This is a genomic window from Citrobacter sp. Ce104 (genome assembly GCF_030334595.1).
Lineage (GTDB): Bacteria > Pseudomonadota > Gammaproteobacteria > Enterobacterales > Enterobacteriaceae > Citrobacter > Citrobacter europaeus.
Genome location: NZ_JAOWDP010000058.1, coordinates 99828 through 121534 on the forward strand (window position 1 = coordinate 99828; position 21707 = coordinate 121534).

Annotated in this window: 21 protein-coding genes; 10 read left to right on the forward strand and 11 right to left on the reverse strand. The window is 49.4% G+C overall.

Going from position 1 to position 21707, the window contains the following annotated elements:
- Positions 1 to 16: 16 nt before the first annotated feature.
- Both yaaA and OGW16_RS07085 read right to left on the reverse strand, forming a co-directional pair.
- Positions 17 to 790 carry a peroxide stress protein YaaA gene (yaaA, locus tag OGW16_RS07080; RefSeq protein ID WP_286518179.1) on the reverse strand — a complete coding sequence of 258 codons (774 nt, stop codon included), beginning with the start codon at positions 788 to 790 and terminating at the stop codon, positions 17 to 19.
- A gap of 77 nt (positions 791 to 867) precedes the next feature.
- Positions 868 to 2298 (reverse strand): alanine/glycine:cation symporter family protein, encoded by a 1431-nt coding sequence (locus tag OGW16_RS07085; RefSeq protein WP_047406338.1) that lies wholly within the window; start codon positions 2296 to 2298, stop codon positions 868 to 870.
- Positions 2299 to 2571: 273 nt separating this feature from the next.
- Here OGW16_RS07085 and tal point away from each other — a divergent pair, with 273 nt between their 5' ends.
- From tal to OGW16_RS07100, 3 genes are all read left to right on the forward strand, one after another.
- Positions 2572 to 3525, forward strand: a complete 954-nt coding sequence (gene tal, locus OGW16_RS07090; protein WP_016151631.1) for a transaldolase — start codon at positions 2572 to 2574, stop codon at positions 3523 to 3525.
- Between the two features lie 110 nt (positions 3526 to 3635).
- Positions 3636 to 4223, forward strand: coding sequence for a molybdopterin adenylyltransferase (mog, locus tag OGW16_RS07095; RefSeq protein ID WP_043018359.1), 588 nt, complete (start codon positions 3636 to 3638; stop codon positions 4221 to 4223).
- A 124-nt stretch (positions 4224 to 4347) separates the two neighbouring features.
- Positions 4348 to 5655: an MFS transporter gene (locus OGW16_RS07100; RefSeq protein ID WP_286518184.1), complete on the forward strand. Its 1308-nt coding sequence runs from the start codon at positions 4348 to 4350 to the stop codon at positions 5653 to 5655.
- Between the two features lie 34 nt (positions 5656 to 5689).
- Here OGW16_RS07100 and satP read toward each other — a convergent pair whose 3' ends face one another.
- From satP to OGW16_RS07115, 3 genes are all read right to left on the reverse strand, one after another.
- Positions 5690 to 6256, reverse strand: coding sequence for an acetate uptake transporter (gene satP / locus OGW16_RS07105; protein ID WP_006686623.1), 567 nt, complete (start codon positions 6254 to 6256; stop codon positions 5690 to 5692).
- A 148-nt stretch (positions 6257 to 6404) separates the two neighbouring features.
- Complete coding sequence (gene msyB / locus OGW16_RS07110; RefSeq protein WP_043018361.1) at positions 6405 to 7118, reverse strand: acidic protein MsyB; 714 nt, start codon at positions 7116 to 7118, stop codon at positions 6405 to 6407.
- 34 nt (positions 7119 to 7152) lie between these two features.
- The gene (locus OGW16_RS07115; RefSeq protein ID WP_043018362.1) at positions 7153 to 7557 is read right to left on the reverse strand and encodes a DUF2541 family protein; all 405 of its coding nucleotides are present in this window, start codon (positions 7555 to 7557) and stop codon (positions 7153 to 7155) included.
- A gap of 382 nt (positions 7558 to 7939) precedes the next feature.
- On the opposite strand from OGW16_RS07115, the gene dnaK reads away from it, so the two are divergent.
- The 3 genes from dnaK (at position 7940) to OGW16_RS07130 (ending at position 11656) form a co-directional block, all read left to right on the forward strand.
- Positions 7940 to 9862, forward strand: coding sequence for a molecular chaperone DnaK (gene dnaK, locus OGW16_RS07120; protein WP_047406333.1), 1923 nt, complete (start codon positions 7940 to 7942; stop codon positions 9860 to 9862).
- 85 nt (positions 9863 to 9947) lie between these two features.
- The gene (dnaJ, locus tag OGW16_RS07125; RefSeq protein WP_008786151.1) at positions 9948 to 11081 is read left to right on the forward strand and encodes a molecular chaperone DnaJ; all 1134 of its coding nucleotides are present in this window, start codon (positions 9948 to 9950) and stop codon (positions 11079 to 11081) included.
- 233 nt (positions 11082 to 11314) lie between these two features.
- Entirely contained in the window at positions 11315 to 11656 is a 342-nt protein-coding gene (locus OGW16_RS07130; protein ID WP_043018363.1) for a phage holin family protein, read from the forward strand.
- Positions 11657 to 11717: 61 nt separating this feature from the next.
- On the opposite strand, the gene OGW16_RS07135 is transcribed toward OGW16_RS07130, so the two are convergent.
- Positions 11718 to 12251 carry a glycoside hydrolase family 108 protein gene (locus tag OGW16_RS07135; RefSeq protein ID WP_043018364.1) on the reverse strand — a complete coding sequence of 178 codons (534 nt, stop codon included), beginning with the start codon at positions 12249 to 12251 and terminating at the stop codon, positions 11718 to 11720.
- A 21-nt stretch (positions 12252 to 12272) separates the two neighbouring features.
- Entirely contained in the window at positions 12273 to 12716 is a 444-nt protein-coding gene (locus OGW16_RS07140; protein WP_286518187.1) for a winged helix-turn-helix domain-containing protein, read from the reverse strand.
- A 378-nt stretch (positions 12717 to 13094) separates the two neighbouring features.
- Here OGW16_RS07140 and OGW16_RS07145 point away from each other — a divergent pair, with 378 nt between their 5' ends.
- Complete coding sequence (locus OGW16_RS07145) at positions 13095 to 14051, forward strand: LysR family transcriptional regulator (RefSeq protein ID WP_080625744.1); 957 nt, start codon at positions 13095 to 13097, stop codon at positions 14049 to 14051.
- A 58-nt stretch (positions 14052 to 14109) separates the two neighbouring features.
- Here OGW16_RS07145 and OGW16_RS07150 read toward each other — a convergent pair whose 3' ends face one another.
- Positions 14110 to 14556, reverse strand: a complete 447-nt coding sequence (locus tag OGW16_RS07150; RefSeq protein WP_309295032.1) for a winged helix-turn-helix domain-containing protein — start codon at positions 14554 to 14556, stop codon at positions 14110 to 14112.
- Positions 14557 to 15066: 510 nt separating this feature from the next.
- Here OGW16_RS07150 and nhaA point away from each other — a divergent pair.
- Together nhaA and nhaR are read left to right on the forward strand one after the other, a co-directional pair.
- On the forward strand, positions 15067 to 16233 hold the full coding sequence (gene nhaA / locus OGW16_RS07155; RefSeq protein ID WP_043018366.1) for a Na+/H+ antiporter NhaA: 1167 nt from the start codon (positions 15067 to 15069) through the stop codon (positions 16231 to 16233).
- Between the two features lie 38 nt (positions 16234 to 16271).
- On the forward strand, positions 16272 to 17165 hold the full coding sequence (gene nhaR / locus OGW16_RS07160) for a transcriptional activator NhaR (RefSeq protein WP_043018367.1): 894 nt from the start codon (positions 16272 to 16274) through the stop codon (positions 17163 to 17165).
- 54 nt (positions 17166 to 17219) lie between these two features.
- Here the strand turns inward: nhaR and OGW16_RS07165 are convergent, their stop codons facing one another.
- The 3 genes from OGW16_RS07165 to rpsT all read right to left on the reverse strand — a co-directional run bounded on the left by OGW16_RS07165 (position 17220) and on the right by rpsT (position 21380).
- Entirely contained in the window at positions 17220 to 19259 is a 2040-nt protein-coding gene (locus OGW16_RS07165; RefSeq protein WP_080625743.1) for a glycoside hydrolase family 31 protein, read from the reverse strand.
- A 35-nt stretch (positions 19260 to 19294) separates the two neighbouring features.
- Positions 19295 to 20668: an MFS transporter gene (locus OGW16_RS07170; protein WP_286518191.1), complete on the reverse strand. Its 1374-nt coding sequence runs from the start codon at positions 20666 to 20668 to the stop codon at positions 19295 to 19297.
- A gap of 448 nt (positions 20669 to 21116) precedes the next feature.
- Positions 21117 to 21380 carry a 30S ribosomal protein S20 gene (rpsT, locus tag OGW16_RS07175; RefSeq protein WP_003018940.1) on the reverse strand — a complete coding sequence of 88 codons (264 nt, stop codon included), beginning with the start codon at positions 21378 to 21380 and terminating at the stop codon, positions 21117 to 21119.
- Positions 21381 to 21485: 105 nt separating this feature from the next.
- Between rpsT and OGW16_RS07180 the strand changes: the two genes are divergently transcribed.
- Positions 21486 to 21701: a DUF2575 family protein gene (locus OGW16_RS07180; protein WP_080625742.1), complete on the forward strand. Its 216-nt coding sequence runs from the start codon at positions 21486 to 21488 to the stop codon at positions 21699 to 21701.
- Positions 21702 to 21707 lie beyond the last annotated feature (6 nt).

A 21707-nucleotide genomic window follows, 5' to 3' on the forward strand; every position in this document is an offset into this window, starting at 1 on the left:
CTATCCGGCATGTACGCTACTGCTCGTGGCGTTTAAACACCAGTTCGCCATTCCCTGACGCTTCTTCATCAAAGAAATAACCTTCGCTGTTAAAAGCGGCCAGTTGTTCTGGCTGCGTTAAGCGATTCTCAATAATGTAGCGACTCATCAGGCCGCGCGCTTTTTTGGCATAGAAGCTGATGACTTTGAACTTGCCGTTCTTCTCATCAAGGAAGACCGGTTTGATAAGCTCTGCGTTGAGCTTTTTCGGCTTCACGGATTTAAAATACTCATCCGAGGCGAGGTTAATCACCACGCTGTCGCCTTGCGCTTCAAGTGCTTCATTAAGTTTATCGGTGATGATATCTCCCCAGAACTGGTAGAGATCTTTACCCTTCGCATTGGCCAGGCGAATGCCCATTTCCAGACGGTAAGGCTGCATCAAATCCAGCGGACGCAAAACGCCGTAAAGCCCGGACAACATCCGTAAATGCTGCTGAGCGAAGTCGAAATCCGCCTCGCTGAAGGTTTCAGCCTGCAGCCCGGTATACACGTCGCCTTTAAACGCCAGAAGGGCCTGGCGCGCGTTTTCCGGTGTGAAGTCAGGCTGCCAGTCGTGGAAACGCGTGGCATTCAGATCCGCCAGCTTGTCGCTAATCCCCATCAGCTTGCCAATCTGCGGGGCAGAGAGCTGGCGCGCCACGTGAATAAGCTGCTGGGAGTGATCCAGCAGTTCGGGCAACGTATGACGTGTCGTTGCCAGCGGACTTTGGTAGTCGAGCGTTTTTGCAGGTGAAATCAGAATCAGCATATCCAGTCCTTGCAGGAAATTTACTGCGACTTTAGCAAAAAAAACGACTGAATTGATCGATGGTTGCGATTGCCGCGCTATTCGCGCGGCGTTTCATCCCAGCTTTCGGGCGCAAGCTGTTGTCTGATATCAGGATAACGGCGCGGATCGAATTGCGGGCGCACCCCGAGTTTACGCTGGCGCAGATAGTCGCTGGCGATGGTATGTACAACTGGAGAAAGCAGCAAAATCGCCGTCAGGTTAGTGATGGCCATACAGGCCATAATGATGTCGGCCAATTGCCAGACCAGCGGGACACTGATTAACGTTCCGCCGACCACCGTGCTAACGGTGGCGATCCGTAATAGCCAGATGACGCGCATGTTGTCCATCTTCAGAAAAACCAGGTTATTTTCCGCGTAGATGTAGTTGGCGACGATAGAGCTAAAGGCAAACAGAATCACAATGAAAGCCACAAATCCGGCTCCCCATTCCCCCGTGAGCGTTACCATCGCTTTCTGAAGCAGTTGGATGCCTTCCATTGGCACATAGCTGGTGCCATTGCCTGCCAACAGAACGATCATCGCGCTGGCGGTACAGAGAATCAGCGTATCAACTAATACTCCGATCATTTGCACAATGCCTTGTGCCGCCGGATGCGGGGGCCAGGACGCTGCCGAGGCGGCGGCATTCGGGGTTGATCCCATTCCGGCCTCATTAGAAAACATACCGCGTTGAAAGCCGCTGGCAATGGCCTGGCTTAGCGTATACCCGGCGGCACCGGCCGCGGCCTCCTGCCAGCCGAAAGCGCTTTTTACAATGGTCATGATAATGCCGGGAAGCTGCCCGAAATGCCAAAGGCAGATGATGATACTGCAACCGACCCACAGCAGAGCCATCATCGGAACGAACCATTGCATCAGGCGGGCAACGCCTTTAATGCCGCCGACGATTGCCAGCAATGACACGATTGCCAGGGTGATTCCGGAGAAGAGGGGAGGGATATCAAACGCAAAGGTTAGCGCACGAGAGACCGAATTTGCCTGAACGCTGTTAAAAATCAGCCCGTAGGCAATGAGTAAAAAGATGGCAAAAAGCACGCCCATCCAGCGCATGCCCAGCCCACGCGCCATATACCACGCAGGACCGCCGCGAAACTGTCCCTTGCTGTCGCGTTCTTTGTACAGTTGGGCAAGCGAGCACTCGGCAAATGACGTTGCCATGCCAATAACCGCCGAAACCCACATCCAGAAAACGGCTCCCGCGCCGCCGGCGGCAATCGCCAACGCCACGCCTGCCAGATTGCCGCTACCGATTCGTGCGGCAAGACTGGTGCATAAAGCCTGAAAGGAAGTTAAACCGCCCGGCTGCGGACTGATGCTATTTTTAAGACTTTTGCCAAACTGGCGAATGTAGCGAAACTGAACGAACCCTGTACGCCAGGTGAACCAACATCCTGCGCCAAGCAGGAGGTAGATCATCACCGATCCCCAGAGTATTTCATTAATAAATGAGAAAAAATCAGGCATTAACATCCCTCTTGTTGATGCCGGTTAGCGCGAGGATTTCCGTGTAAGCGCTACCAATAATCGACCAGTATATACCTTGAAAGGTGATTGATTGCGGGAGTTTATCATAACAATCGTTATATCCTTAATTGCGCATCTCGGGCTTTGAGATGCGTAATCAGGGCTGAGCGGCTGGTCGGAGAATCCAGGCGGTTGCGCTGAGAGTGCGTCGTGCTATCATCAGGGAAGATCGGTTACATCCCCCTAACAAGCTGTTTAAAGAGAATCGCTATCATGACGGACAAATTGACCTCCCTTCGTCAGTTCACCACAGTAGTGGCCGACACCGGAGACATCGCGGCAATGAAGCTGTATCAGCCTCAGGATGCCACAACTAACCCTTCTCTCATTCTTAACGCAGCGCAGATCCCGGAATACCGCAAGCTGATTGATGACGCTGTAGCCTGGGCAAAGCAGCAGAGCAACGACCGTGCGCAGCAGGTCGTCGACGCGACCGACAAACTGGCAGTAAATATCGGTCTGGAGATCCTGAAACTGGTCCCGGGTCGTATCTCCACTGAAGTTGACGCTCGTCTGTCCTACGACACCGACGCGTCTATCGCAAAAGCAAAACGCCTGATCAAAATGTACAACGATGCTGGCATCAGCAACGATCGCATTCTGATCAAACTGGCTTCAACCTGGCAGGGCATCCGTGCCGCTGAGCAGTTGGAAAAAGAAGGCATCAACTGTAACCTGACTCTGCTGTTCTCCTTCGCGCAGGCGCGTGCATGTGCAGAAGCTGGCGTATACCTGATTTCTCCGTTCGTTGGCCGTATTCTTGACTGGTATAAAGCCAACACCGACAAAAAAGAGTATGCACCGGCAGAAGATCCGGGTGTGGTTTCCGTAACGGAAATCTACGAGTACTACAAACAACACGGTTACGAAACTGTGGTGATGGGTGCGAGCTTCCGTAACATTGGCGAAATCATTGAGCTGGCAGGCTGCGATCGTCTGACGATTGCACCGGCACTGCTGAAAGAGCTGGCGGAAAGCGAAGGCGCTATCGAACGTAAACTGTCCTTCTCCGGCGAAGTGAAAGCGCGCCCTGCACGCATCACTGAAGCTGAGTTCCTGTGGCAGCACAACCAGGATCCGATGGCTGTAGACAAACTGGCGGACGGTATCCGTAAGTTTGCTGTAGACCAGGGTAAACTGGAAAAAATGATCGGCGATCTGCTGTAATCATTAGCGCGTGGCCCTGATATGGGTCACGCTACCTCTTCTGAAACCTGTCTGTCCTTCCCTTCGCAGTGTATCATTCTGTTTAACGAGACTGTTTAAACGGAATAATCATGAATACTTTACGCATTGGCCTGGTTTCCATTTCTGACCGTGCTTCCAGCGGCGTTTACCAGGATAAAGGTATCCCAGCCCTTGAAGAGTGGCTGGCGTCTGCCCTTACCACCCCTTTTGAGCTGCAAACGCGGTTGATCCCGGATGAACAGGCGATCATCGAACAGACCTTATGCGAGCTGGTGGATGAAATGAGCTGTCATCTGGTACTGACTACCGGCGGAACGGGTCCGGCCCGTCGCGACGTGACGCCTGATGCCACGCTGGCCGTAGCCGACCGCCAGATGCCGGGCTTTGGCGAGCAGATGCGCCAGATAAGCCTGCATTTTGTGCCAACGGCTATTCTCTCCCGCCAGGTTGGCGTGATTCGCAAGCAGGCGCTGATCCTGAATCTGCCTGGACAGCCGAAGTCGATCAAAGAAACGCTGGAAGGTGTGAAAGATGCCGACGGTAAAGTTATCGTACCGGGTATTTTTGCAAGTGTACCGTATTGTATACAGTTGTTGGATGGGCCGTATGTGGAAACCGCACCGGCTGTTGTAGCATCTTTTCGCCCTAAAAGCGCAATTCGCGATACAAACCCCTGAAAGTAGCGCGATCGTGACATAAGTGCCAATGACAGTGGAGTATTGAATTGTTTACGATATAGTAATTTTTGCTTTACATATATCGACAGACAGATTCAATTACTCCACTGACTCATGGTTTGCTATGTCACAACACACTCGACCGCTGAATCGCCAGGATTATAAAACCCTTACGCTTGCTGCCCTCGGCGGTGCGCTTGAGTTTTATGATTTCATTATCTTCGTCTTCTTTGCCGCTGTTGTTGGCGAACTCTTCTTTCCGGCAGACATCCCTGAATGGCTACGCCAGGTGCAAACCTTCGGCATTTTTGCGGCCGGATATCTGGCGCGTCCGCTGGGTGGCATTATCATGGCGCACTTTGGCGATCTGGTCGGGCGCAAGAAAATGTTTACCCTTAGCATTTTGCTGATGGCGATACCAACGCTGGCGATTGGGCTATTGCCTACTTACGCCTCAATGGGGATCCTCGCGCCGCTGCTGTTACTGCTGATGCGCATTTTGCAAGGCGCTGCCATCGGCGGAGAAGTGCCGGGCGCGTGGGTGTTCGTGGCGGAGCACGTACCGGAGCGCCGCATCGGCATTGCCTGTGGCACGCTAACCGCCGGGCTGACGGTGGGAATTCTGCTGGGGTCGGTAGTTGCGACGCTGGTGAACACCAGCCTGACGCAGCAGGCGGTGCATGACTACGGCTGGCGTATTCCATTCCTGCTGGGGGGCGTGTTTGGGCTGGTGGCAATGTACCTGCGCCGCTGGCTGCAGGAGACGCCTATATTCCTCGAAATGCAGCAACGTAAAGCGCTGGCGCAAGAGCTACCGGTGAAGTCGGTGGTGAGCAAACATAAAAAAGCGGTGGTCATTTCCATGCTGCTGACCTGGTTGTTGTCGGCCGGGATTGTGGTGGTGATCCTGATGTCGCCAGTCTGGTTGCAGAAACAGTATGGCTTTGCGCCAGCGTTGACGTTACAAGCCAACAGTGTCGCGACTATTATGCTGTGCGTGGGTTGTCTGCTGGCCGGGTTTATTGTCGACCGGGTCGGCGCCAGCAAAACCTTTATTGTCGGCAGCCTGCTGTTGGCCTGTTCAAGCTGGTTTTTCTATCACCTGACCGGCAGCCATCCTCAGCACTTGTTCCTGTTGTATGGGCTGGTGGGGTTGTGCGTTGGCGTGGTGGGGGCTGTGCCTTATGTCATGGTTCGAGCGTTTCCGGCGGAAGTCCGCTTTACCGGAATATCCTTCTCTTACAACGTGTCGTACGCCATTTTTGGTGGTCTGACGCCAATCGCCGTGACGATGTTAATGCGCGTGTCGCCAATGGCTCCGGCCTGGTATGTGCTGGCGCTATCGCTGGTGGGGTTAGGTCTGGGAATTTGGCTGCGACAGGATATTTATCATCGCGATTCGAACGTGCAGGCAGAGTTACAGCGCTTGTAAGGAATATCCCCCCGTCAGGGGGGATAACGTCAGATTAGTGCGCTTCACCAATCGGCAGGATGGTACGGCCAAACTGTTCGTTCAGCACTTCACCCATCGCCAGGTAAATGGCGCTTGCGCCACACACTAAGCCAACCCAGCCAGCAACGTGAATGATCGCTTCGTTACCAGCAATGTTGCCAACGGCCAGCAGCGCGAACAGCACCGTCAGGCTCAGGAAGACAAACTGCAACGCACGAGCCGCTTTCAGCGTGCCGAAGAACATGAACAGAGTGAAGACGCCCCACAGACCCAGATACACGCCCAGGAACTGACCATTGGTTGCATCCGCCAGGCCCATTTTCGGCATGATCAGGATCGCAACCAGCGTCAGCCAGAACGAACCGTAGGAGGTAAAGGCGGTTAAACCGAAGGTGTTGCCTTTTTTATATTCCAGCAGACCGGCAAAAATTTGCGCGATACCGCCGTAGAAAATGCCCATCGCCAGAATAATAACGTCAAAGGCGAAGAAACCCGCGTTGTGCAGGTTAAGCAGAATGGTGGTCATGCCAAAGCCCATCAGGCCCAGCGGTGCCGGATTAGCCAACTTAGTGTTGCCCATAATTCCTCAAAATCATCATTGATTGAATGGTGAAATAGTTTCCCCGAATAACGATCGCAGTCTTCGGGGCGCGGCATGATAATCAGGGGAGAGGGCACTGTCTATGATCTAACGAAGGGAAAATGAATTATTTTCCCTGTGATGGGCATCACGCTTGCGCGTGGGCGATCATTCTGCGCAGGCAGGCGATTTGAAGTACCGCCGGAATCGTCACGCGATAGGCGCTGCCGCTCACCGCTTTAACTCCGTTTAATGCGGCGCCGACCGGGCCGCCAAGTCCGGCTCCACGCAGTAATCCGTGTCCGATGACGCTGACGGCGGCGTGTGTTCTTAGGATCTTGCTAAGCTGGCTGGAGAGCAGGTGAGATACACCTGTCGCCAGATGACGGTCCTTCATTAATAGTGGCAAAAGTTCTTCCAGTTCAGAGACTTTTGCATCAACGGCCTGTAAAAAGGTCCGCTTGTGTTCCGCATCCATTTTTTGCCAGGCATTACGTAAAAAGTGTTCCAGCAGATATTGTTCAATTTCGAATGTGGACATCTCTTTGTCGGTTTTCAGCTTCAGACGCTTCGAAACATCCAGCAAAATAGCCCGATACAGTTTTCCATGGCCGCGGAGTTTATTGGCAATGCTGTCGCCGCCATAATGCTGAAGCTCGCCGGCAATCAGCTGCCAGTTGCGACGATGTTGTTCCGGGTGTCCTTCCATCGATTTAAATAAATCGTTGTGGTTTAGTACGCTCGACAGACGGGCTTTCCCTTTTTCATTATGCGTGAGCAGGCGGGTAATATTGGCGAGTTGCTCCTCACTACAATGCTGAAGAAAGTCGAGGTCGTCGTCATTCAAATACGTGACATTCATGTTTTCTATGGCTTCTGAATAAAAGTGTGCGGAATTAGTCGTCGCCGATGATTTTCAGCGTTGCCATATCAGAGGAGTTCACCGTATGGCCGGAGAAGGTGATTTTTTTGACGCAGCGCTTATTGTCGTTGTCACTATTAATGTTGATCCAGTTGGTCGTTTGCCCTTCTTTGATAGAGGAAGGCACATTCAGACTTTGGCTGGACATGCGGGCAGCCTTGAAATAAACAGATGCGCCACTGAGCTGTAAATCACCATGATCGGCCGTGAGTTGAATGCGTTTCACCACGCGACAAACGGGAAGTTTTAGGGTCAGATCGTTGGTTTCGTTACGGGGCATGGCAATCATACCCAAAACTTTATGATCGTTAGCGTGCGCGGCGCTGCTCAGCAGCAGGCCCATAAACAGGCTGGCGGAAAGGGTTAACGAGGATTTCATGGGATTTCTCTTTGACGGCTGCAAAAGTGCGTGACTTCAGACCATCTTACCGCCGTCGGAAAAATGATTCATGCTCGTAATCTTTTCTTTTTATTACAATTTTTATGTGAATGGCTTTATTTATTTAATTGCTGGTGTGAATTAATTCTGGTTGGCAACTATTCATTTTTTATCTTTTAGCCTTTTTTCTGTGATTTTATTGCCACAAGGCTAAAAAAAATTTTCATTCCCCCCTTGATGAAGTGGGTTACGACCCCATCTTGTAGACAACCGCAGTGGTGAGTCTGAAAAAAAACGATTCAGGGTAGTTGAAACCGCACGTTTCGCCCTTATTACAGATTCACAACCACATGATGACCGAATTTTTAGTGGAGACGTTTAGATGGGTAAAATTATTGGTATCGACCTGGGTACTACCAACTCTTGTGTAGCGATTATGGATGGCACTACTGCACGTGTGCTGGAGAACGCCGAGGGCGATCGCACCACGCCTTCTATCATTGCTTATACCCAGGATGGTGAAACTCTGGTTGGTCAGCCGGCTAAACGTCAGGCAGTGACAAACCCGCAAAACACCCTGTTTGCGATTAAACGCCTGATTGGCCGCCGCTTCCAGGACGAAGAAGTACAGCGTGATGAAGCCATCATGCCGTACAAAATCATCGGTGCTGACAACGGTGATGCATGGATTGACGTAAAAGGTCAGAAAATGGCACCGCCGCAGATTTCTGCTGAAGTGCTGAAAAAAATGAAGAAAACGGCTGAAGATTACCTGGGTGAACCGGTAACTGAAGCGGTTATCACCGTACCTGCATACTTTAACGATGCTCAGCGTCAGGCAACCAAAGACGCCGGTCGTATCGCAGGTCTGGAAGTAAAACGTATCATCAACGAACCGACCGCAGCCGCGCTGGCTTACGGTCTGGATAAAGAAGTCGGCAACCGTACTATCGCGGTTTATGACCTCGGTGGTGGTACTTTCGATATCTCTATTATCGAAATCGACGAAGTTGACGGCGAAAAAACCTTCGAAGTTCTGGCAACCAACGGTGATACCCACCTGGGCGGTGAAGACTTCGACAGCCGTATGATCAACTACCTGGTTGACGAATTTAAGAAAGATCAGGGTATCGACCTGCGTAACGACCCGCTGGCGATGCAGCGTCTGAAAGAAGCCGCTGAGAAAGCGAAGATCGAACTGTCTTCCGCTCAGCAGACCGACGTGAACCTGCCGTACATCACTGCAGACGCGACCGGTCCGAAACACATGAACATTAAAGTGACCCGTGCGAAACTGGAAAGCCTGGTTGAAGACCTGGTTAACCGTTCTATCGAGCCGCTGAAAGTCGCTCTGCAGGACGCTGGTCTGTCTGTTTCCGACGTTCAGGACGTTATCCTGGTCGGTGGTCAGACTCGTATGCCGATGGTACAGAAGAAAGTTGCTGAATTCTTCGGTAAAGAGCCGCGTAAAGACGTTAACCCGGACGAAGCAGTGGCAATCGGTGCTGCCGTTCAGGGTGGTGTATTGACCGGTGATGTGAAAGACGTGCTGCTGCTGGACGTTACCCCGCTGTCTCTGGGTATCGAAACCATGGGTGGCGTAATGACTCCACTGATCGCGAAAAACACCACTATCCCGACCAAGCACAGCCAGGTGTTCTCTACCGCTGAAGACAACCAGTCTGCGGTAACCATCCACGTGCTGCAGGGTGAACGTAAACGTGCCGCTGATAACAAAGATCTGGGTCAATTTAACCTGGATGGTATCAGCCCGGCTCCGCGCGGTATGCCGCAGATCGAAGTGACTTTTGACATCGATGCCGACGGTATCCTGCACGTTTCCGCGAAAGACAAAAACAGCGGTAAAGAGCAGAAGATCACCATCAAGGCTTCTTCTGGTCTGAACGAAGAAGAAATTCAGAAAATGGTTCGCGAAGCAGAAGCGAACGCAGAATCTGACCGTAAGTTTGAAGAGCTGGTTCAGACCCGTAACCAGGGTGACCATCTGCTGCACAGCACTCGTAAGCAGGTTGAAGAAGCAGGCGACCAACTGCCGGCTGATGACAAAACTGCCATTGAGTCTGCACTGTCCGCGCTGGAAACTTCTCTGAAAGGCGAAGACAAAGCAGATATCGAAGCGAAAATGCAGGCGCTGGCACAGGTTTCCCAGAAACTGATGGAAATCGCTCAGCAGCAGCACGCACAGCAGCAGGCTGGCGCAGCAGGCGCTGATGCTTCTGCAAACAACGCGAAAGATGACGACGTTGTCGACGCCGAGTTTGAAGAAGTGAAAGACAAAAAATAATCGCCCTTTGAACGGGTAATTACTGGCACGGGCGAAGAGGTTTCCTCTCCGCCCGTGCACGCATGTTAGGGGCAGATAAAAAGAGATGGCTAAGCAAGACTATTACGAGATTTTAGGCGTTTCCAAATCAGCGGAAGAGCGTGAAATCAAAAAGGCCTACAAGCGCCTGGCCATGAAATATCACCCGGACCGCAACCAGGGTGATAAAGAGGCCGAAGCCAAGTTTAAAGAGATCAAAGAAGCGTACGAGATCCTGACCGATGCGCAAAAACGTGCGGCTTACGATCAGTACGGCCATGCAGCGTTTGAGCAAGGCGGCATGGGCGGCGGCGGCGGTTTTGGCGGCGGGGCTGACTTCAGCGATATCTTTGGTGACGTGTTTGGCGATATCTTTGGCGGCGGTCGTGGTCGTCAGCGCGCCTCACGTGGTGCTGATTTACGTTACAACATGGATCTCACTCTGGAAGAAGCCGTGCGTGGCGTCACCAAAGAGATCCGTATTCCGACGCTGGAAGAGTGTGATGTCTGCCACGGCAGCGGTGCGAAGGCAGGGACTCAGCCGCAGACCTGTCCAACCTGTCACGGTTCCGGTCAGGTACAGATGCGTCAGGGCTTTTTTGCCGTACAGCAGACCTGTCCACACTGTCAGGGTCGCGGTACGCTGATCAAAGATCCGTGCAACAAATGCCACGGTCATGGTCGCGTTGAGAAAAGCAAAACGCTGTCCGTTAAGATCCCGGCAGGGGTTGATACCGGCGACCGTATTCGTTTAGCGGGTGAAGGTGAAGCCGGTGAACATGGTGCGCCAGCGGGTGATTTGTATGTTCAGGTGCAGGTGAAACAGCACCCAATTTTCGAACGTGAAGGCAATAACCTGTACTGCGAAGTACCGATTAACTTTGCGATGGCAGCGCTGGGCGGCGAAATTGAAGTCCCGACGTTGGACGGTCGCGTGAAGTTAAAAATTCCGGGCGAAACGCAAACTGGCAAACTTTTCCGCATGCGTGGAAAGGGCGTCAAGTCTGTACGCGGTGGCGCTCAGGGCGATCTGCTGTGCCGCGTGGTGGTTGAAACCCCAGTGGGCCTGAACGACAAGCAGAAGCAACTGCTCAAAGATCTGCAGGACAGCTTTGGCGGCCCGACCGGCGAGCAAAACAGTCCGCGCTCTAAAAGCTTCTTCGATGGTGTGAAGAAGTTCTTCGACGATCTGACGCGCTAAGCTTCAGTGTTGAACTCCTCTGAACCTGGGCAAATAGCCCAGGTTTTTTTATCCTCAACGTAATGCCTAATTCGCTATCGATTTTCATGCCTTAATGCCGTGCATGAGAAATATCATTTCTCTTCTTTGATACGCTGTGCTGACAGATGATGCACTGTGATTTTTCTCATCTTGTTAATGCGCATAAACTCCAGCTGTAAACACTATTTCACCTATAAACTGGAGCGTTAATCATGGCTATTTCAAATCATTTAGCTACGTCTGAAGTTGTGCTGCTGGAACTGGAAGTGTTATTGACGGTAATTGCAATTGGCGCCTGGGGAGGTGTAGTCAGCTTTCTGCTGAGAAAAGAAAATAGAGAAAAACGAAGTATTTTCGATAAAATCAGGTATTGCTTAACACAGATGGTTATTTCGTGTTTTACCAGCTTCCTGTTGAGTGCTCTGGCGATTGAAAAAGAGCTCAGCTTTAATATGGTGTTATTGGCCGCTGGCCTTGGTGGTGTCTTTGCTGGACCCATTCTGAAGGTTCTTGGAGATAAGATAAAACGTATGCTTGATAATGCGAAAGCTTAAATATTCTTTTATTCTTTAAGCAGGCTCCTCCATGAGCCGGGGGATAACATAATTGAGTATGTTATGAGACTCGATTTTTCATCCAGCCATAAATAAATTCTTCATTTTGTTGGTTTTTCTCGGCGAGACTCAGATACCAGGCCCCCTGGCTACAATTTAGCGCTTTCACCAATACCTCCTCACCTTCTTTGCCACGTACGGTCAGGTAATATTGCAGCGTTGCCATGGTGTATGGGCCGATTTTTCCGTCCACGACAATATCCTGATAGCTTCTCTCTTCTCGGTTGAGAACATTTAACCAGCGCTGTAACCATAAAACAGGATGATGTTGTCCAATGTTGACTGCCGCATCACATAGCTCAAATGCAATAGATTCGGATAGGTTTGCAACATCTTTAAACCCTGGTTTAATCCAGTAATCCTCTTCGAGGATAGCGTAGGCTTCGCTGCGAGTTAAATCTCGCATATCATTCAAGAACCCATGTTTACGGGCGGTTGCCTCAGTAATTCCCCAGTTGGTTGCACCACCTTTGTCTTTCGGGTTATCAACATAACCCCCTTCCAGTATCAAAATGTTCTCCAGAGTCTTATTCATGATGCGTTTTCCCCAATTGGCCTACATATATCTGACAAGTGCGAATGAAATTGTGAGCAATAAAGTGATTAGAAATATTGCCTGTAATGTTTTATTTTTTATTGCTGGGGAGGTATAGCTGGTTGGGGTATCATTGAAAGTGATATTAATATCATCATTAATTTTTAATCCTTGGCGTGGCAACGTCGTGAACAATTCGTCCAAACCAATTTGTTTTAAATCATGACGTAACAGATAAAGCAGTTGGGTCAGGCTGGCGTCACTGATAAATTTCCCTTTTTGCCCCCAGACGGCTTCTGTTACCATCTCGCGCGTAATCAGATCTCGCTTTGCATTGCGAAGCAAAAAGCTTAAGCATTGTGCCCGCATATGCGTCATTTTTATTATCGTTTTATCTTGTAATGATGTAATTTCTCGTAATGACTCATTATAAATAATCGTATCGTTGATTTTATACTGTTTCATTAATTTATTGCGCCTCACTAACATAATAAGAAAATACAGGTTATCAGTATTTAATATACCGCCTGTAAATCCACTCGTTGGTTAATATCAGACTGTAGGCTAGATTAAGTCCTGAGTGTAGAGGAATCATTTATTGTTAATTTAGATAAACAACAATTGTGATAATGTTTTTATCTTTTTTATTACGGTTGATGTGCGTTTTTTGTACATGCATTTACGCTATGAATCTTGATGGCGAGTCTGATACTTATAAAGTAGGTAATTACAATAGTATTGTTTATTTATAACTTGTTATCTGGTAATTTTATTGTAATAAATTATCCCCGAAGGTAATCTGTTGCCGCGATAAAATTTTCATATTGATACAGGGATACGTGAATGGTTGTTGGAAAGAAACATTACCAAAATCTTGATTTCAACCTGATTAAAGTATTTGATGCTGTTATCACGGAGGGAAATGCAACCCGGGCAGCTCAAAAATTGGAGGTGACGCCAGCGGCGGTTTCTCATGCTCTTGTCAGGCTGCACACCATCTATGACGAAGATCTCTTTATCAGAACCCGAGATGGTCTGGTGCCAACTGTGGCAGGAAAAGATTTGCACCAGGTGTTTCGGCAAGTTATTTCTGCTATCGATGCAACCCTCAATAGCCAACATCACGCCAAAGAAGATAATGAGATCATTATTTTAGGGGGTGATATTATTGAGAGTTACTACTTTTCTGTATTTAATGATTGCGATTTATTCAGTAATTATATTATTAACCACTACTCAGCCAGGAAAAATGAAAAAAACGCGTTAAGTACGATGCTGATAAAGGGACGTATCGATATTTCTTTTGGTCTCACAGCCATTGAACATCATTTGGTAGATGTTCATCTTATTGATTGTATTGAAGACTATGTGTGCATATGTGGTAGTCATAATTTACTGTATGAGTTAGATGCACTGTCGCTGCATAATTTCTATGCCAGTAAACATGCAATGTATCATACGGATATCTTTACCCCAGCAGCGGCGGACGTGGTTGATTTGTATGAGAACACAGTTTTTTGCAAAGGACGCAGGAATGCGGGTTATCATAGTGATTCATTAGTTGGGGTTTTTAATGTTGTGGAACGAAGCGATATGATTGCGCTGGTACCTTTAAATTATGCTTTGTATTTTCGTGATGTCAGAAATTACAAAGTGAAAATTATGCGACCACCCAGTGAGTTTTCATTTAAAAAATTGCCTGTCTATGCCTGCATATCTGTTAAAAGTGAGCGTTATCAAGTAGCAAAAGATTTTATTCTATTACTGCAATCTATTCTTGATAAAAATAAAATGTCATGACATATCCCTATGTCCATTATGAGATGCCTGTTATAGGTTCTAATGATTGACCCAGTGATTAATGAATGAATATGAATGCCAGAACGGAGAAAATAATTAACACAGTAATAAATAGTATGTTTTTACACAACCGCTGATGAAGCCATAATTTCTTCACCGGTTTATTGATAATGATGTCAGCATTAACTTTTACACCTAGCCTCGGGATGGTAGAGAAAAAATCATGCAGACCACATTCTCTGAGATCTCTACGCAATAAATATAATAGCTGAGTCAGGTTTGCGTCGTTCACAAACTGGCAGCGTTCTCCCCATAGAGCCTGCGCAAGCTGTTTCTTGTGAATAACTTCCTCGTGTGAATTTTGGATCATATATCTTAGACATCTTACCCTCATACTTGTCATTATTAATCTATCTGAGCTTTTCAGATTTTTGATTTCATGAGTTTTATCATCATAAGTACATTGATTGTTGATTGTATATATGGTCATGATTCTATTTACCATTGGTTTCCTGTGGGTTCTGCATCGTAGGCGGAGATTTTGTATTCTTCAATAGATGAGAATTGTCTGCACTATGAATTATTTTAATATAGAGCGTTTAATCACGGTTTATGGCGGGAGTTGAGCGTAGCTAATATTCTGTTTTTAGTGGAAGTTGTTATAAAAAGCAATTGCTGTGCTTTTAGTTGTCGTTATTGATTGTGCCAACTTGCCTATACTCTCTATGGCAAATGTCTATGGCAAATGACCGATATGAAATATTTTTAATAAATAGTCGATACAAGAATAGGTTGATGTTCTGTTGAAACGACGCAGAGCTTCACAAACTCATGGCCAAGGCCAGGTGAGATTTGAAGCATGAGCTCGCGCATTGTCCTGCCAGGCACGTTGCCTGAGCAATGAAGATATCATCGTAAAAACCGATCTATTCATCATGGATAATCTAATTTTAACGAGCTTTTTGAGGGTGTAAGATAGTATTTACGAAGTATTCACCCAATAGAGAGAATAAAAGTGAAACATCTGCATCGTTTTTTTAGTAGTGACGCCTCGGGGGGCATCATTCTGATCATCGCTGCCGTGGTCGCTATGCTGATGGCAAATATCGGGGTGACCAGTGGATGGTACCACGCCTTTCTGGAAACGCCCGTTCAACTAAGGGTTGGCGCGCTTGAGATCAACAAAAATATGCTGCTGTGGATCAACGACGCGTTGATGGCGGTGTTTTTCCTGTTGATTGGTCTGGAAGTGAAGCGCGAGTTGATGCAAGGTTCACTGGCCAGCCTGCGTCAGGCGGCGTTTCCGATCATTGCCGCAATCGGGGGCATGATTGTCCCGGCGCTGCTGTATCTGGCATTCAACTATGCCGACCCTGTCACCCGTGAGGGGTGGGCTATCCCGGCGGCAACGGATATCGCTTTTGCATTAGGCGTGCTGGCGCTGTTGGGCAGTCGTGTTCCACTGGCGTTGAAAATTTTCCTGATGGCGCTGGCGATTATCGATGACCTCGGCGCTATCGTCATCATCGCGCTGTTCTATACCAGCGATCTCTCGCTGTTGTCGCTGGGCGTAGCCGCGTGCGCGATCCTCGTTCTGGCGGCATTGAATCTGTGCGGTGTAAGACGCACCGGTATTTATATTCTGGTTGGCGTAGTGTTGTGGACGGCCGTACTGAAGTCAGGCGTGCATGCGACGCTGGCGGGCGTGATCGTCGGCTTCTTCATTCCGTTGAAGGAAAAACACGGGCGTTCACCGGCGAAGCGACTGGAGCATGTTCTGCACCCGTGGGTGGCATACCTGATCCTGCCGCTGTTTGCCTTCGCTAACGCGGGCGTTTCATTGCAGGGCGTTACTGTTGATGGACTGACCTCGGTGTTACCGCTGGGGATCATTGCCGGCCTGTTGATCGGCAAACCGCTGGGTATCAGCCTGTTTTGCTGGCTGGCGTTACGCCTTAAGGTGGCGCAATTGCCGGAGGGAACGAACTTCCAGCAAATTATGGCGGTCGGCATTCTGTGCGGCATTGGCTTTACGATGTCAATTTTCATCGCCAGCCTGGCGTTTGGGAACGTCGATCCTGAGCTGATTAACTGGGCGAAACTGGGGATCCTGATCGGTTCCTTGCTGTCGGCGGTAATAGGTTTCTGCTGGTTACGCACCCGGTTGAACGCGTCAGCCTGACGGGATAACCCTTTTGTGACAATTTTCAGGGAGTGAGTATGTCTCATATAAACTACAACCACCTGTACTACTTTTGGCATGTCTATAAAGAAGGTTCGGTGGTTGGCGCTGCAGAAGCGCTTTATCTGACGCCGCAAACCATTACCGGACAGATTAAAGCGCTTGAGGAACGTTTGCAGGGAAAGCTGTTCAAGCGCAAGGGGCGTGGGCTGGAGCCAAGCGAATTAGGCGAATTAGTTTTTCGTTATGCGGATAAGATGTTCACGTTAAGCCAGGAAATGCTGGATATCGTGAACTACCGCAAAGAGTCGAATTTACTGTTCGATGTCGGTGTGGCAGATGCGTTGTCCAAACAGCTGGTCAGCAGCGTGCTGGATGCCGCAGTTGTTGAAGATGAACAAATCCATTTGCGCTGTTTTGAATCAACGCACGAGATGCTGCTTGATCAGCTCAGCCAACATAAGCTGGATATGATCATCTCCGACTGCCCGATCGATTCAACGCAGCAGGAAGGGTTATTCTCTGTGCGGATTGGCGAATGCAGCGTGAGTTTTTGGTGCACCCAGCCGCTGCCTGAGAAACCATTCCCGGCTTGTCTGGAAGAGCGTCGATTGTTAATCCCCGGGCGTCGTTCGATGCTCGGGCGTAAGCTGCTGAACTGGATTAACTCACAAGGACTGAACGTTGAAATCCTCGGCGAGTTTGACGACGCCGCGCTGATGAAAGCGTTTGGCGCAACGCACAACGCTATATTTGTTGCGCCTACGCTCTATTCGCACAATTTCTATGCCGATGATTCTATTGTTGAAATTGGACGCGTAGAGAATGTGATGGAGGAGTATCACGCCATATTTGCGGAAAGAATGATCCAGCATCCGGCGGTGCAGCGTATTTGCAATGCGGACTACTCGGCATTATTTAAGCTGCAGTAAGCCAGAACGTCATAATCCTTCCGGCTGCGGTGGTTGCCCGCAGCCGGAATCATTCTACAGCCTTAACAAACCCCGGTACTGACCATCTTCGCGGACAAATACCGGTATTCTGTTCAGTGGTGCGGCATAGCGCAGCGTTTGCCCTCCAGAATAACTCTCGCCGGTCGCAAGATCCGTCCATGTTTCCCCTTCTGGTAGCCAAACGTCACGCTCGCGCATACCTTCATGCATGACCGGCGCAATCAGCAGGTCGGGGCCAAAACAGTATTGATCGGTAATCTCCCAACTTGTTGTCTGTTCTGGGAATTCAAAAAACAGGGTGCGCATTACCGGCGCATTGCGTTCGTGCGTTTCCGCCATTACCGCTTTGATGTACGGCTTTAACTTTTCACGCAACGTCAGACAGCCGGTCAACACTTCGCACACCTCTTCACCATAGCTCCACACTTCGTTTGCCGCACCGGTCGGACACTGGGCAATACCATCACGGTAAGGATGTTCTGGTAAAATCTGCGGATCGCGGTTGCCGTGCAGGCGCATCACCGGGCTAAAGACGCCCCACTGGAACCAGCGAATCAGCAACTCATGGAATTTGGGGTCGTGAATATTACCGCCATGAAAACCACCGATATCCGTTGTCCACCACGGTATTCCCGCGATCCCCATATTGAGTCCGGCGGCAAACTGATTGCGTAGCGATCGAAACGAAGAGTGAATATCACCGGACCAGACCAGCGCGCCATATTTCTGGCTGCCGGCCCAGGCGCAGCGCAGCAGGTTGATAACCTGGTCTTCGCCATCGGCTTTCATACCATCAAAAAAAGTTTTGGCGTACATTCGTGGGTAGATATTACCCACTTCCAGTACCGGCCCGGCGTGATAGCGATAGTTGTCGTAATCGTAAACGCTGAATTCAGGTTCGGCTTCATCTAGCCAGAAGAGCGTTACGCCTTTATCGTAATAGTTGCGCTTAGCTTTACCCCAGACGTAATCGCGCGCACCAGGATGGGTGGCGTCAAAAAACGTCGTGTTGCCGAGGAAATCCATATTGATCGGCAATCCGCGTTCCGTTTGCACCAGCCAGCCGTTTTCGCGCATCTCCCGATAGCTCTCGGTGCGATTATCCACCGTCGGCCAGACGGAGACCATCAGCTCAATACCCAGTGATTTTAGTTCGGCGATCATGGCGTCGGGATTGGGCCAGTCGCGCGGGTCAAACATCCAGTCACCCTGGTTAGGCCAGTGGAAGAAATCAATAACGATAACCGAGATGGGCAGGTTGCGTTGTTTATATTCGCGGGCGACCGCCAGCAGCTCTTCCTGGGTTCGATAGCGGAGTTTACACTGCCAGAAACCCATGGCGTAATCCGGCATCATCGGCGGTGTGCCGGTAGCGAGCGCGTAAGCCTGGCTGATTTCCGCGGGGGTATCGCCAGCGGTGATCCAGTAGTCCAGTTGTTCGCTGACCTGAGCTTCCCATTCGGTTACGTTGTGAGCGAACGTTACGCGACCCACTGCCGGGTTGTTCCATAAAAATCCGTAGCCCAGGCTTGAGAGCATAAACGGTACAGAGGCCTGGGAGTTACGCTGTGCCAGTTCCAGAACGCATCCTTTGAGATCCAGATTGGCCTGCTGATACTGGCCCATGCCATAGATTTTTTCCCCTTCGGCGGCTTCGAAGCGGGCTTTAATCGAATATTTTCCTCCCGGAATAGGGCGGAACTCGCGCCCCTCCAGGTTTAGCGCGCTGACGTACTGCCCGTGTGAAGACTCGTCCTCGCCGATTTCACCCCGCAGACGCCAGAACTCCTGTAACAGAGGCTTATGCGGATGGCGGTAAAAGGAGACCTGCCCTTTTTGATTGACGATAGCGGTGATTTTACCGTTGGTCAGCGTAGCCTGGTGGTGCTCATAAACTATGTGGCAGAGGCTTTCTGCGACGGGCTCATTCAATGCCCAGTCTTCATTTCTCATTACCGCGAGATGACGACCGCTGCGTACGCGCAGACTGTTCTCGCCCCAGGGTTCAATCCACAAATAACGATCGTTTTGCTGCCAGACCAGACGACGCGGCTCATGTTGCACAAATGGCATGGTGGTGCCTCCCGTATTTCGAGGGTGAAGGTAAGTTATTGGTTTATAGTTTCCAGATCGTGGCGAATCTTCTCTTCCATCGCTTCGTATTTACGGAAGAAAAGCAGCGGGATCGCCGCGAGTGCGAAGAGCAGGGCGGGCGCCCAGATAAAGGCCCAGGTAATTCCCTCCAGACCTGCAGCATTCTGGGCGTGGTTCGGAACATAGCCAAAACTGTTCATGATCCAGGCGGCGAATGCAGTACCCAAACCACTGCCCATCTTGATGCAAAAAGTACTGCCGAAGGCGATAAGAATGCCGGTAGCCTTGATACCCGTCTTCCATGCGCCGAAGTCGACGGCGAAGCCCAGCATGGCAAACGGCATTGAACAGGCGATACCGCTGCCTATATTGCCAAGTACCCAGGCGGCGATGAGGAAAGGAATGTTGTCCGCAGCCAGCCACATCATGACGCCGCCAAGCGTGGCAACCAGCAGACCACCTACCCATATCCAGGTTTTAGCGAGGTATTTGCTAAAGAATGGAATGGCGATAATAAACAGGATCTGAATTGTCGCCAGGCTGTTAGTCAGCGGAACCAGATCTTTGCGGTCGAGGTTGTAGGTCAGATAGTAGACAATGGTCGTGGAGCGCTGTTGTAGGGCAATCCAGAAGATCAAATTTGCCAGCACCATTAAGATCCATGGCCAGTTACCTTTCATCGCCGCGAAGCTTTTTTTCATCGGCAATCTGGGTTCTTGCTGAATTTTATCCGCATCCATTTCGCGGATATTTTTAAAGGCGAAAAGCGTTAACGAACAGGATATGACGGCAAACAAAATTGCCGTATAAATAAAACCTGCATGGTCGTTTCCATTACCTAAAAATGCAACCAGGGGCAACGCAGTGGCATTCATTAATAACACCCCAATTTGCCCGCCGGTCATTCTCCAGGAATTTAATACCAGACGCTCCTTAGGGGGCAGGGTCATCAAGGGTAATATTGCGCTGAGAGGTGTATTAAGTCCGGTAAATAGAATACTGGCGATCATGTAGGATATTGCTGCATAGATGGCTTTTCCTGTCATACTGATATCAGGAGACCAAAATGACAGCGCGCTAAATACACCAAAAGGCAGCGGTAACCATAAAAACCAGGGGCGGCATTTACCGTAACGCGAACGCGTTTTATCGATGATGATCCCCCAGATGGGGGCGTCTATGCCGTCTACAATACGCGCCAACAGTAGGATAACCCCGGCTACGGCTAGGCTGATACCCGCAACATCGGTGTAGAAATATAAGATGTAGGTTGAACCGAAACAGTACAGCAGATTACCCGCTACATCCAAAGAGCCGTAGCTAATACGCTGCAGTAAAGATAATGATGCTGACCCGCAAGACTGGGTATCCTCAATAACAGAACTCATAATGATAACTCCGATATTGGTGCGATACGCCCAGAAAAACAGCTTTTACTTTCTAAGCAGTAGGGTGTTTTTTATTTTTTGTTGCCAGGAAACGTTCACCTTTGGATTGAAATAGTGGTTAATTGGTTTTGTGAAAAATAGTTAACCCAGGCATCGCGATCAATTATCAAATCTTACTTCAGGATTGCGTTTATTCGTTTTTGGCTAAGTTATTATGTCATTTGTTATGGTGGTCACAATTTCCCCTACAATGAAATTAAAAAAGTTAAACAGTGAAAGAAAATAACTTTCATGTATCTGGTGGGACGGTTGGCTGACAGGAGAAACGGGCAGGAGTGGGGATGAACAAGTTCAGCAAATGAGGGGGCTGTCGAAGCGGGCTGCAAACGACAGACATAAAAAAACCCGCTTGCGCGGGTTTTTTCACAAAGCGACAACAAGCAGGCGATTAAGCCAGTTTGTTGATCTGTGCAGTCAGGTTTGCTTTATGACGTGCAGCTTTGTTTTTGTGGATCAGACCTTTAGCAGCCTGACGGTCCACGATTGGTTGCATTTCGTTAAATGCTTTCAGTGCAGTAGCTTTGTCGCCAGCTTCGATAGCTGCGTATACTTTCTTGATGAAAGTACGCATCATAGAGCGACGGCTAGCGTTGTGCTTGCGGGCCTTTTCAGACTGAACGGCGCGCTTCTTAGCTGATTTGATATTAGCCAAGGTCCAACTCCCAAATGTGTTCTATATGGACAATTCAAAGGCCGAGGAATATGCCCTTTTAGCCTTCTTTTGTCAATGGATTTGTGCAAATAAGCGCCGTTTAAATTGCAGCACTCGTTGCGTAGTGATGGCGCAGGATTCTACCAGCTTGCGTGGCGTGAATACAGCTTTTCCACGAGAAAAATTGTATTAGCGTGCCGCAGAAGGTCTGCAATTTGTTTCATAACAATGAAAACAATCCTCTTTCTGTTTCGTAGAAACAATCGCCGGTTAACGTTGACCGCGGTACAGGGTATACTTTCACGATTTTCACTGTTTTGAGCCAGA